The following is a 10,671-nucleotide window of genomic DNA, read 5'->3' as shown; positions in this document are numbered from 1 at the left end:
GTGGTGGACGTGGCCGCGGCCAAGGCCGTCAAGAGCATTCCGGTGGGGCGGGTGCCCTATGGCCTGGTGATCGTGGAGTGAATCCGGCGCAGCCATAAGAAAAGCCCGCGGCCATCTCTGGCGGCGGGCTCGGCTTCCGGACATCGCCGGCCCCTCGGGGTGGCGGATGACGGCTTCTTCGCGCAGGGGTACGAGTTCCCTGGGTTCGCCTCAATCTTGGCGGCGGTTTTGCGCTTCGGACGAGCGGAGTATAGGCCGTATCCCGACTAAATGCTGCGCCGCACAAGCCGGAATTGTTTGCAGATGCAACCATCGTCGTCCCCAGGCCCGCGCGGTCAACAGTAACCGCCTGACGGGCTCGCCAGCCGCCGGACCTGCCGCTACCCTGCCGGCCATGTTCACATGGCGCGTCCTTGAAGAGTCCGACTCCATGCAGCCGCAGGTGCTGCGGGCCTGGCAGGCGCGCCTGGAGGCCCGCGCCGACTGGCTGGCCCGCAAGTACGAGCAGAACCCCACGGTGCGCCAGGGCGTGGCGCTGGCCGCGCAGCGCCGCCTGCTGGCCGAGATGGGCGAGGCCGCCCGCGCCGGCGAACAGCGCGAAGCCGACCTGCAGCACCGGCTGTCCTCCCTGCGCATCGGCCTGGCCGCCGCCGGGCTGCTGGACGACCACTGACGACTAGTAGTGCGGCGGCAGCTCGTCGCGCAGGCTGCGCAATGGCATCGCATCGGGCGCCGGCTGCTCCCGCCGCAGCTGGGCCACCTCGCGCAGCAGCAGGTCGATCTGGGCCTGCTGGCGCACCACGATGTCGTTCAGGCGGTCCAGCAGGTCCTCGGTGAAGCTGGCCTTGATCTCCAGCTCGGTCAGTCGGTCGTCGTCGGTGGACATGGTGTTCAGGCGCCGCCGCGGGGGCCGCGCCGCTGCTCGCGCAGCATGAAGAGGTAGAGGCCTTCCACCTTCTCGCGCGCCCAGGGCGTCTTGCGCAGCAGCTTCAGGCTGGAGGCCACGCTGGGGTCGGTGCTGAAGCAGCGCAGCGGCACCCGCTCGGCCAGGCCGGGCCAGCCGTAGTGCGCCACCAGCGCGGTGACGATGGCCTCCAGCGTTATGCCGTGCAACGGGTTGCGGGGCTGGCTGGCGGGGGCGGGTGCGTCGGTCATGGGGGCGGCAGTATTCCATGGCGGCCGCGCGCGGCGTCAGGCGGCGGCACGCACCCGCACCGGCACCGACTTGACCGCCGGCACCTTGCTCTCGCGCGCATGGTGGTTCAGCGGCACCACCGGGTTGCATTCGGGGTAGTAGCCCGCGCAGCAGCCCGGCGGCAGGTCGTAGGCCACCACCCGCAGGCCGGACACCTCGCGCAGCACGCCGTCGGCCGGGCCGGCATCGGCGGCGGCGCAGGCCAGCGTCACCTGGCTGCCGTCGGCCACGCCCAGGCGCCGCATGTCGTCCCGGTTCATCAGCAGCACGTCGCGGGTGCCCTGGATGCCGCGCAGCCGGTCGTCGTAGCCGTACACCGTGGTGTTGAACTGGTCGTTGCTGCGCAGCGTGACCAGGCGCAGCACGTCGGGGCCGCCATCGCCGGCGAAGGCGGCGTCCAGCCGCGGCGGCACCTTGAACTCGGCCTTGCCGCTCTCGGTGTTCCAATGCCGCTGCGCCGCTGGCAGCGGCCGCGCGAAGCCGCCGGGCTGGTGCATGCGCTGGTTGAACTGGGCGAACTGGTCGGGCCAGGTGGCCTCGATGGCATCGCGCACGCGGCCGTAGTCCGCCACCCATGCGGTCCAGTCCACCTGCGGATTGGGCGCCAGCGTGGCCCGCGCCAGGCCGGCGACGATGGCGGGCTCGGACAGCAGGTGCTCGCTGGCCGGCGCATGCTGGCCGCGGGAGGCATGGATGCAGGCGGTGCTGTCCTCCACGCTCACCGTCTGCACGCCACCGGCCTGCAGGTCGCGCTCGATGCGGCCCAGGCACGGCAGCAGGTAGCTGGTGGCGCCGGGCAGCAGGTGGCTGCGGTTGAGCTTGGTGGCCACATGCACCGTGAGCTGCAGCCGGCGCCAAGCCGGCTCGATGGCATGGTGGTCGGGCACCGCCCGCACGAAGTTGCCGCCCAGGCCGATGAAGGCCTGCACCCGGCCGTCCAGCACGCCTTCGCAGGCTTCCACCGTGTTCATGCCCTTGTGGCGCGGCGGCTCGAAGCCGTACTGCGCGGCCAGCCGGTCCAGCGGCACCAGCTCGGGCTTCTCGGCGATGCCCACGGTGCGCTGGCCCTGCACGTTGGAGTGGCCACGCACCGGGCAGGCGCCGGCGCCGGTCTTGCCGATGTTGCCGCGCATCAGCAGCAGGTTGACCAGCATGCGCACGTTATCCACGCCCAGCTCGTGCTGGGTCAGGCCCATGCCGTAGACGCCGATGGTGGCACTGGCCTTGGCATACACCTGCGCGCTCTCGGTGAGCGCCGAGCGCCGCAGGCCGCTGGCGGCCTCGATGTCGGGCCAGGCCTGCGCCCGCACGAAGGCGGCGAAGTCGTCGAAGCCGTGGGTGTGCTGCGCGATGAAGGCGGTGTCCAGCAGCCGTGGCCGGCCATCGGCCTGGGCGGCATCGTCCAGCTCCAGCAGCGCCTTGCACAGGCCGGTGATGGCCGCGATGTCGCCGCCCGGCTTCACCGCGTGGTAGCGCGAGGCGATGCGCGTGGTGCTGCGGGTGGCCATCTGCAGCGGCCGCTGCGGATTGGTGAACTCCTCCAGCCCGCGCTCATGCAGCGGGTTGAACACGATGATGGGCACGCCGCGTTCGCTGGCGGCCTGCAGAGGATGCAGCATGCGCGGGCTGTTGCTGCCCACGTTCTGGCCGAAGAAGAACAGGCAGTCGGTGTGCTCGAAGTCCTCCAGCTTCACGGTGCCCACCGGCACGCCCAGCGCGGCCTTCAGGGCCACGGAGGTGCTCTCGTGGCACATGTTGGAGCTGTCGGGCAGGTTGTTGGTGCCGTACAGCCGCGCGAACAGCTGGTACAGGTAGGCCGTCTCCAGCGAGGCGCGGCCGGAGGTGTAGAACACCGTGGCATCGGGCGTGGTCTGCAGCGCCTTCAGCTGCGCGCCGATGTCGGCGAAAGCCTCCTGCCAGCCCACCGGCACGTAGCGGTCGGTGGCCGCGTCGTAGCGCAGCGGTTCGGTGAGGCGGCCTTCGTGCTCCAGCGCCTGGTCGGGCCAGCCCAGCAGTTCGGACACCGCATGGCGGGCAAAGAACTCGGCGCCCACGCGGCGGCGGGTCAGCTCGGCGAAGGTGGCCTTGGCGCCGTTCTCGCAGAACTCGGCCAGGTGCGCATTGGCCGGCTTGGCCCAGGCGCAGGAGACGCAGGCGAAGCCGTCGGGCTTGTTCTGCCGCGCCAGCTCCGGCAGCGCGGTGGGCGCGTCGTCGTCCCGCACGCGGCGCGCGATGGAGCTCACGGAGCCCCAGCCACCCACCGGGCCGTCATAGGGCTGGATCTCGACGTCGTTGCTCATGGCGGGCCTTCGGATGCGGTACTGCGGAACGGTGGCTGCGGCAATCAATGCACCTGCACCGCCCGAGGGTGCGGAACAGCCCTTGCCAAGCCAGCGGGCGGCGCCCCTGCCGCGCCACCTGGGCACGGAAGACACATGACGGGATCCGACGACACCCTTGCCGCAAGACTCGGCGGCGCCCTCGCCCTGGCCGTGGTGGCCGGGGCCACGCTGCTGCAGGCGGGCCGGCTGCGCCGCGCACTGCAGGCTGCCCGCGGGCTGGTGGCCGACACCACCGCCTTCACCCAGCGGCCGCACGGCCCGCGGCAGCGCGTGCTGCTGCTGGGCGACAGCACCGGCGTGGGCGTGGGCGGCGGGCCGGCGCAATCGGTGGCGGCGCTGCTGGCGCGCGACCACCCGCAGTTGCAGCTCATCAACGCCTGCCGCAGCGGCGCGCGCCTGCCCGACGTGGCGCAGCAGGTGGCCGCGCATGCGCATGAGCTGCCGCACATGGATGCGGTGCTGGTGCTGGCCGGGGGCAACGACGTGCTCTACACCCGCCGGCTGCCGCAGCTGGAACAGGCCGCCGATGCGCTGATGCGGGTGCTGGCGCCAGTGGCGCCGCGGGTGGTGTGGCTGGGGCCGGCCAACATCGGCCATGCGCCGGTGTTCGTGCCGCCGTTCTCGTGGTGGATGTCGCTGCGCACGCGGCAGGCCGCCCGCATCTATGCGCGCTGCGCACGCCGGGCGGGGGCCACCTACCTGGACTTCTTCCGCGTGGGGGCGGCCGACCCTTTCGTGGCGGACCGCCAGCGCTGGTTCGCGCGGGATGGCATTCACCCCAGCGCGGCCAGCTACCGCTATTGCTACGACCGGCTGCGGCGCAGCGCGCCCTTCAGCCGGTTGCTGCCTGCCGCAGGCGCCCTCAAGGCGCGCGTGACAGCCGCGGGGTGAGGAAGATGGCGTACAGCGCCGACAGGCCCACCAGGATGTAGACGGCGCGGGCCAGCACGGTGCCGGCGCCGAAGAGCGCGGCCACCAGGTCGAAGTTGAACAGGCCGACCAGGCCCCAGTTCAGGCCGCCGACGATGAGCAGGATCATCGCGATGGTGCCCACGATGGAAGTGGAATGCGTGCGCACCCCGGGTGCTGCGGTGGTTCGGTCCATGTCGGTACGTCCTTCAAAAGCGGTTGTCGGCGCGGTATTGCGCACAGCGCTGCATGGGCACATGGCGTGCCGTGTGCCGACGCGGCTGCCGGGCCGGCTGGCAAGCCGATTGCCGCCTGCACCGGGCCTGGACTGCGAAAGGGCAGCATGCAGATGCCGGTGTCGCGGCTGTTTGCCGTCAGCGTGAGGGAGGTGGTGCCGCTGCTGGCGGCACGCAGCCTGAGCTACACCTTCGGTGAGCAGGGCAGCGACTGGTGCACCGCGCAGGCGCCGGCGCTGGCCTGTAGCCTGCACCGGCTGTACCTGTGTGCATTGGGCCTGCTGTCGCAGGGCTTCCTGGCCTTCCATGCGGTGGCGCGCAGCCAGAAGCTGGGCGGCTGCATGCTGCGGCTGCGGGTGGGCGGCACCGGCCGGCTGGGCGCGGATGCACAGATGCTGCATGCGCTGGACCGCATGGGCTTTGTGGTGGACGTGGATGCCTCCGGCCGCGCCGGCCAGCCGCGTTTGCAGCGTGCCCATGGCCTGTGCCCCGCGTCGCAGGCGCGCATCGAGTTCGCCTGCCTGCCGCTGGCGGGTTTCCTCTTCAGCGCGGCCTATCCGCTGCGCGATGCCCAGCGCGAGCTGGAGCCGCCGCCGGCCAGTGGCCATCCGCGGCTATGGCTGCTGCAGGGCGATCCGGTGAATGCCGCGTCGGTGGCCAGCCAGGCCCAGGCACGCGGCTGGGCCGTCACCACCCTGCCCACGCTGGACGATGCGCTGCGGCGCGTGCGTGCGCAGCGTCCGGGCCAGGCCTGGCCGGCGCTGGTCATCGCCTTTGAAGGCCCGGGCCTGTCGGTGCTGGCGCTGCAGCGGCTGCGTTTGCTGCTGCCCGAGCGGGTGCACTGCGTGCTGGCGGTGGAGGCGGGATCGCCCTGGCTGCTGCATCCGCAGACGCTGCCCGGCTTCGTGCTGGGCTGCCATCCGTTCAGCCGCGGCGACTGGAACCGCTGGACGCAGGCGCTGGCCGGCAGCGCCGACGCACCCAGCGGCGGCACCCGACCGGCCCCGCTGACCACGGCCGACCGCCTGCCGGTGCTGGTGGCCACGCCGCAGCCCGCGCTGCGCATGCTGGCCCGCACGATGCTGGATGCGCTGGGCTACGAAGTGCACCTGGCCGCCGACGGCCCCCAGGCCCTGCAGGCCTGCCAGCAGCGGGCGCCGGTGCTCGCCCTGCTGGACTTCCAGCTGCCGGTGCTGGATGGTTGCGAAGCCACCCGCCGCCTGCGCGAGCTGCAGCGCCATGGCCATGCACCGCCGTGTCGCGTTCTGCTGCTGGCCCATGCCGAAGGGGCGTCCGCCGAGGCCGACACCCTGTCCACCGATGCCCTGTGGCGCGCCCAACAGGCCGGCGCCGACGGTTGCCTGCCGGGCCCGTTGCAACCGGACACCCTGCAGGCCGAGTTGGCGCGCTGGTGCGCCACCCGGCGGGAGCCTGATTTGCTGCAGGCATGCGCATGACGACCCACACCACGCCACCCACCGCCAGCCGGCCCATCCCGCGCGACCCGCAGATAGACAGCAGCCTCGCGCTGATGGCCGACCCCTACCGCTTCATCGGCAGCCGCTGCCGCGAACACGGCACCGACGTGTTCGAGGCCCGGCTGCTGCTGCGCCCCACGTTGTGCCTCACCGGCCCGGAGGCCGCGCGCCTGTTCTACGACGAGGAACGCTTCGCCCGCCGCGGCGCCGCGCCGGAGGCGCTGGAGGCCACGCTGTTCGGCCAGGGCGGCGTGCAGGGCCTGGACGGCGAGCGGCACCGCCATCGCAAGGCCTTGTTCGTCTCGCTGTGCGGGCCGCAGCCGGTGCAGGCCCTGGCGCAGCAGGTGCGCGAGACCTGGCGGCGCACCGCCGCCGGCTGGCGGGCCGGCGAGCCGGTGGTGCTGTATGCCGCGGCGCAGGAGGTGTTCACGCGTGCGGTGTGTGCCTGGGCCGGCGTGCCGCTGCCCGAGGCCGAGGTGAAGCAGCGCACCCAGCAGCTGAGCCTGCTGTTCGATGGCGCAGGCGCGATGAACCTGCAGCACCTGCGTTCGCGGCGTGCCCGCCAGGCCGCCGATGCCTGGGCCACCGGCCTCGTCGAGGCGGTGCGCAGCGCCGGCGTCAGTGCGTCCACCGAGGCCACGGCGCTGGAGCGCATCGCCAGCCACCGGGAGGCCGACGGCGAGTTGCTGCCCGCTGCCGTTGCCGGCGTGGAGCTGCTGAACCTGCTGCGGCCCACGGTGGCGGTGGCGGTCTATGCGGTGCTGGCCGCGCATGCGCTGCACCAGCAGCCCGGCCAGCGCGAGGCACTGCTGGGCGCGCCGCCGGCCGACCAGCGCATGGCCATGGCCTGCTTCGTGCACGAGGTGCGGCGTTACTACCCCTTCTTTCCCGCGGTGGCGGCCCGCACCCGTCGCGCCTTCACCTGGAACGGCTACGCCTTTCCGGCCGGGCGGCGGGTGCTGCTGGACCTGTACGGCACCAACCACGACGCGCGCGCCTGGCAGACGCCCGGGGCCTTCCGCCCCGAGCGCTTCCGGCCCGAGCGGCGACAGCAGCCGCGGCCCGGCAGCGAGCACATCGGCCCGCCGGAGCAGCGGCCCTTCGGCTTCGTGCCGCAAGGCGGCGGCGAGGCCGAGGTGCACCACCGCTGCCCGGGCGAAGGCATCGCGGAGAGCCTGATGACGCAGACGCTGCAGTTCCTGCTGCATGAGCTGCACTACAGCGTGCCGGTGCAGGACCTCTCCATCGACATGAGCCGCCTGCCTGCGCTGCCGCGCGACCGCATGCTGCTGTTGCCGCAATCGCCGGTGCTGCGGTGAAGGCCGCGGCCCCGTCTCCCGCCCCCGCCGCGCCGCCGCAAAACAACGACGCCCTGCGCGCGGCCGCGGCCGGCTGCCGAGAATGCCCGCTGGGCGAGCCTGCGACACAGACGGTCTGGGGCGAGGGTGCGCTGGCGCCGGCGCTGATGCTGGTGGGAGAGCAACCAGGCGATGCCGAGGATCTTCAGGGCCGGCCTTTCGTGGGGCCCGCGGGGCGCCTGCTGGACCAGGCGCTGCAGCAAGCCGGGCTGCCGCGGGAAGCGCTGTACGTGACCAATGCGGTCAAGCACTTCAAGTTCGAGCTGCGCGGCAAACGCCGCATGCACAAGACCCCGGCCCAGCGAGAGGTGGGCCGCACCGTGACCATCACCCGCGAACATGGCCAATGGCTGCAACGCCCCGAAGGCCCGCCGGTGCTGGTCACCTGGCATCCCTCGGCCCTGCTGCGCATGCCGCGGGAGGACTTCGATGCGGCCTATGCGGCGTGGGTGGAGGACTTGCGGGTGGCGGCGTCGGCAGATGCTGCGCGGTGACTGGCAGCGCGCCGCGGCATCGCCGTGCTGCGCGCTGCCGCGGCCCGCTCAGCGAGGTGCACGCACCATGCCAACCCCGGTATCGGCCACGTCGACGCCGGGCACGAAGCCATGCAGCGAGCCGGAGCCCACCAGCCGCGCTTCCAGATTCAGCTTCGTGAGCACATTCGCCTGGCGCAACTGCTGGGCCCACAGGGCAGCCACTCCGGCCACGTGCGGCGTGGCCATGCTGGTGCCGCTCATCGTGACCAGGCCGCCGCCTGGCTTGGCCGACACCACATCCACGCCAGGTGCGGCAACGTTGGCGCCGGTGTTGGAGAAGCCCGCGACTGCAAAACCACCCGGACTCAAACCCACAGCGCCCACGGAGATGAACCCGTCGGCCACCGCGGGCGGTGCGACTGCCACTTCATAGAACGGTGGCCGATCGCGGTTACTCGCATTGCCGGCGGCGGCCACGATGACGACCGGGCGGTTCAGCGACTTGAGGTACAGGGCCAGGCGCTCGAACAACAGCACGTTCTGCCGGTAGCCTTCCAGGGCGCGGGAGATGGCTGCCGGCTCGGGAAGCCCCTGCTCGTGCTCCAACGACCGCGCATAGGCGGTGAAGTCGATGCCCAGCGACATCGACACGACGTTGGCCCCGCCATTGACCGCCCACTGCACCGCCTCGGCGATTCGATCGGAACTGCCGCCGCCTTCCCCGAGGACCTTGCCGATCAGTGCACGTCGAACACCGGGGGCCACGCCGATGCGCACACCGTTGACGTCACGGCCGAAAATGGTCCCTGCGCAATGGGTTCCGTGTCCGTGCAAATCATCGTCGGATTCGCTGGTGAAGTTCCGACGCTCCAGTTGTACGCCCTGGAACGCGACATGCGAGGGGTCGATGCCGGTGTCCAGCACCGCGACCACAATGTCGTTTCCATCGAACCGGCTCTGGTCGGCACCCACAGCCCGCACGCCCCAGGCGGGCCTATCCAGGTCGGCCGCGATGGCGGCTCGACGTTCACAGGCTCGATGAGCGACATTGGCATCGATGGCGCCAGCGCCACCACGGACCTGTCAGCCGCGAGGTCGATCACCTCGCGTCGACTCAGTTCGAGTGTCTCCGTGGCCACGGGCATCGGCATCTCGAGCGCAGTAGCCGACGGGATCGCGAACACGTCGCTCACCAACTGTCTGGCGCTGCGCAGCACTACGTACTTTTGATTCATCGCGGTTCTCCGGGATCCAGGCGCCGGGCGGTCAGCGGCACTTGCTGGAGAACCAGGTTTCCGCGGCGATCTTGATCGCCTTGCCAGCCAGCTTTCCGATCACACCGGGCAGCAAGCCGACGAGGATGTCAATGAACTGCAGGACCATTTCCTTGTGCTTGCAGATGTCCAGGACGCCTTGCGGCAAGACCGCATCGCCTTGCGCCTGCATCGCTTGCTGAATTTCGGTACGCAGTTGCGCTTCAGCTTGGGGGGTGAGTTCCATGACCATTCCTTCGCGTGCAGTTGCACAGGCCTTGCATGGCACGCATCGACATGCATTTCAGGCAGGCGAATGGTTGGCGGAACTCGGTGCGCCGCCATCGTCAACATTGCGGACCGGCGTGCCGCCGCGGTGCATGAAGAAACGGCCAGCTCCTCGTGCAAAGCGCCATGGCACGCGGGAAGCAAGCGGGAAGGTGCACGCCCGCCGGGCGTGCATCCCGGGTTCAGGCTGCCCGCTTCTGCGGCATCGCCGTCCGATCCGGCTCGGCCGGCTCGGAGACGGCGCTCAGCACGTCCGCCGCGGCCTGGGGGCTGGCCTTGGTGGCCAGGTCGGCCAGGCTCAGCATGCCCACCAGACGGTGCTGGCGGTTGAGCACCGGCAGGCGCCGGATCTGCGCCTGCCGCATCTCGGGCAGCACCTCGTTGAGGGGCTGGTCCTCGAAGCAGAAGCGCACGTGCTCGCTCATCACGTCGGAAACCGGCGTGCTGTCCACCGGGCGGTTGCGCGCAATGCCGCGCACCACGATGTCACGGTCGGTGACGATCCCCAGCAAGGTGTCGGCACGGCACACCGGCATGGCGCCGACGTTCAGGTCGTCCATCAGCCGGGCGGCCAGGTCGAGGCTGTCGTCGGGTGCCATCACATGCGCGCCGCGGGTCATCAGGTCGGCCACGGTGGTTTTCATGCGATGCCGCTCCGGCTTACTTGGTGCCGGGCTGCAGCAGGGCCTGGCCGCTGCCCAGGTCCGCGCCGGTCGTCGGATCGGACTGCGGATCGGACATCGTGCGCGTGGCCATCTGTTGCACCACCTGGTCTTCGTCGGTGGTGAGCTTCACGCTGAACTGGCCATCGCTGCCGTCCACCGCCGCCTGCTCCTCGCGGTCGCTGACGTAGGTGAAGTTCTCGTCGCTGTTCCACGGTCCGCGCAGGTCGCCCACGCCTTGCGACATGTTGTAGTAGATGCCGTCGAAAGGCTTGACCGGCGGCTGCTTGCCCGGCGGGAAGTTGGGCTGGATGGAGTACAGCGCCTTCTCGAAGCTCTTCTGGTGCGCCACTTCGCGCGTCATCAGGAAGCCCAGCGCCTCCTTCACGCCCGGGTCGTCGGTCAGCGCGATCAGACGCTCATAGACGATCTTGGCGCGCGATTCGGCCGCGATGTTGGACCGCAGGTCGGCCG

13 protein-coding genes are annotated in these 10,671 nt (G+C 71.1%); 5 read left to right on the top strand and 8 right to left on the bottom strand.

Translation table 11 applies throughout. The annotated features are described in order from the left end of the window. Positions 1–394 precede the first annotated feature (394 nt). A complete protein-coding gene (locus VO99_RS27245) occupies positions 395–673 on the top strand; it encodes a hypothetical protein (RefSeq protein WP_157039839.1) in 279 nt (92 codons plus the stop codon). 3 nt (positions 674–676) lie between these two features. Here the strand turns inward: VO99_RS27245 and VO99_RS27240 are convergent, their stop codons facing one another. From VO99_RS27240 to VO99_RS27230, 3 genes are read right to left on the bottom strand one after another with little or no spacing between them, the layout of a single operon-like run. Beyond that, the gene (locus VO99_RS27240) at positions 677–886 is read right to left on the bottom strand and encodes a SlyX family protein (RefSeq protein ID WP_046116116.1); all 210 of its coding nucleotides are present in this window, start codon (positions 884–886) and stop codon (positions 677–679) included. Positions 887–891: 5 nt separating this feature from the next. Next, positions 892–1,155 (bottom strand): VF530 family protein, encoded by a 264-nt coding sequence (locus VO99_RS27235; RefSeq protein WP_046116115.1) that lies wholly within the window; start codon positions 1,153–1,155, stop codon positions 892–894. A 36-nt stretch (positions 1,156–1,191) separates the two neighbouring features. Then, positions 1,192–3,495, bottom strand: coding sequence for an FdhF/YdeP family oxidoreductase (locus VO99_RS27230; protein WP_046116114.1), 2,304 nt, complete (start codon positions 3,493–3,495; stop codon positions 1,192–1,194). A gap of 135 nt (positions 3,496–3,630) precedes the next feature. Between VO99_RS27230 and VO99_RS27225 the strand changes: the two genes are divergently transcribed. After that, positions 3,631–4,428 carry an SGNH/GDSL hydrolase family protein gene (locus VO99_RS27225; RefSeq protein WP_046116113.1) on the top strand — a complete coding sequence of 266 codons (798 nt, stop codon included), beginning with the start codon at positions 3,631–3,633 and terminating at the stop codon, positions 4,426–4,428. On the opposite strand, the gene VO99_RS27220 is transcribed toward VO99_RS27225, so the two are convergent. After that, on the bottom strand, positions 4,400–4,642 hold the full coding sequence (locus VO99_RS27220) for a DUF378 domain-containing protein (protein ID WP_046116112.1): 243 nt from the start codon (positions 4,640–4,642) through the stop codon (positions 4,400–4,402). The two genes, VO99_RS27225 and VO99_RS27220, sit on opposite strands and share 29 nt — an antisense overlap. A gap of 147 nt (positions 4,643–4,789) precedes the next feature. Between VO99_RS27220 and VO99_RS27215 the strand changes: the two genes are divergently transcribed. From VO99_RS27215 to VO99_RS27205, 3 genes are read left to right on the top strand one after another with little or no spacing between them, the layout of a single operon-like run. After that, positions 4,790–6,139: a response regulator gene (locus tag VO99_RS27215; protein WP_046116111.1), complete on the top strand. Its 1,350-nt coding sequence runs from the start codon at positions 4,790–4,792 to the stop codon at positions 6,137–6,139. Then, positions 6,136–7,479: a cytochrome P450 gene (locus tag VO99_RS27210; protein ID WP_052736678.1), complete on the top strand. Its 1,344-nt coding sequence runs from the start codon at positions 6,136–6,138 to the stop codon at positions 7,477–7,479. The genes VO99_RS27215 and VO99_RS27210 overlap by 4 nt, the downstream gene beginning before the upstream one ends. After that, positions 7,476–8,012: a uracil-DNA glycosylase family protein gene (locus tag VO99_RS27205; RefSeq protein ID WP_052736677.1), complete on the top strand. Its 537-nt coding sequence runs from the start codon at positions 7,476–7,478 to the stop codon at positions 8,010–8,012. The genes VO99_RS27210 and VO99_RS27205 overlap by 4 nt, the downstream gene beginning before the upstream one ends. Before the next feature lie 48 nt (positions 8,013–8,060). On the opposite strand, the gene VO99_RS27200 is transcribed toward VO99_RS27205, so the two are convergent. From VO99_RS27200 to VO99_RS27185, 4 genes are all read right to left on the bottom strand, one after another. Then, on the bottom strand, positions 8,061–8,966 hold the full coding sequence (locus tag VO99_RS27200; protein WP_198157100.1) for a S8 family peptidase: 906 nt from the start codon (positions 8,964–8,966) through the stop codon (positions 8,061–8,063). 294 nt (positions 8,967–9,260) lie between these two features. Next, positions 9,261–9,494 (bottom strand): hypothetical protein, encoded by a 234-nt coding sequence (locus VO99_RS27195; RefSeq protein WP_157039838.1) that lies wholly within the window; start codon positions 9,492–9,494, stop codon positions 9,261–9,263. 223 nt (positions 9,495–9,717) lie between these two features. Continuing rightward, positions 9,718–10,179, bottom strand: coding sequence for a CBS domain-containing protein (locus tag VO99_RS27190; RefSeq protein ID WP_046116109.1), 462 nt, complete (start codon positions 10,177–10,179; stop codon positions 9,718–9,720). Between the two features lie 16 nt (positions 10,180–10,195). Continuing rightward, a partial coding sequence (locus VO99_RS27185; protein WP_046116108.1) for a manganese catalase family protein occupies positions 10,196–10,671 on the bottom strand: 476 nt, incomplete at its 5' end.

Origin of the sequence: Aquincola tertiaricarbonis (assembly GCF_000969605.1) — a bacterium.
GTDB lineage: Bacteria > Pseudomonadota > Gammaproteobacteria > Burkholderiales > Burkholderiaceae_C > Aquincola > Aquincola tertiaricarbonis.
Note: the sequence above shows the minus strand (reverse complement) of the source record. Positions and strands in the feature narration are given on the sequence as shown.

Excerpts from the sequence above, each read along its gene's own strand:
- VO99_RS27245 (WP_157039839.1), top strand. The coding sequence starts at position 395 with ATGTTCACATGGCGCGTCCTTGAAGAGTCCGACTCCATGCAGCCGCAG.
- VO99_RS27240 (WP_046116116.1), bottom strand. The coding sequence starts at position 886 with ATGTCCACCGACGACGACCGACTGACCGAGCTGGAGATCAAGGCCAGC.
- VO99_RS27235 (WP_046116115.1), bottom strand. The coding sequence starts at position 1,155 with ATGACCGACGCACCCGCCCCCGCCAGCCAGCCCCGCAACCCGTTGCAC.
- VO99_RS27230 (WP_046116114.1), bottom strand. The coding sequence starts at position 3,495 with ATGAGCAACGACGTCGAGATCCAGCCCTATGACGGCCCGGTGGGTGGC.
- VO99_RS27225 (WP_046116113.1), top strand. The coding sequence starts at position 3,631 with ATGACGGGATCCGACGACACCCTTGCCGCAAGACTCGGCGGCGCCCTC.
- VO99_RS27220 (WP_046116112.1), bottom strand. The coding sequence starts at position 4,642 with ATGGACCGAACCACCGCAGCACCCGGGGTGCGCACGCATTCCACTTCC.
- VO99_RS27215 (WP_046116111.1), top strand. The coding sequence starts at position 4,790 with ATGCAGATGCCGGTGTCGCGGCTGTTTGCCGTCAGCGTGAGGGAGGTG.
- VO99_RS27210 (WP_052736678.1), top strand. The coding sequence starts at position 6,136 with ATGACGACCCACACCACGCCACCCACCGCCAGCCGGCCCATCCCGCGC.
- VO99_RS27195 (WP_157039838.1), bottom strand. The coding sequence starts at position 9,494 with ATGGAACTCACCCCCCAAGCTGAAGCGCAACTGCGTACCGAAATTCAG.
- VO99_RS27190 (WP_046116109.1), bottom strand. The coding sequence starts at position 10,179 with ATGAAAACCACCGTGGCCGACCTGATGACCCGCGGCGCGCATGTGATG.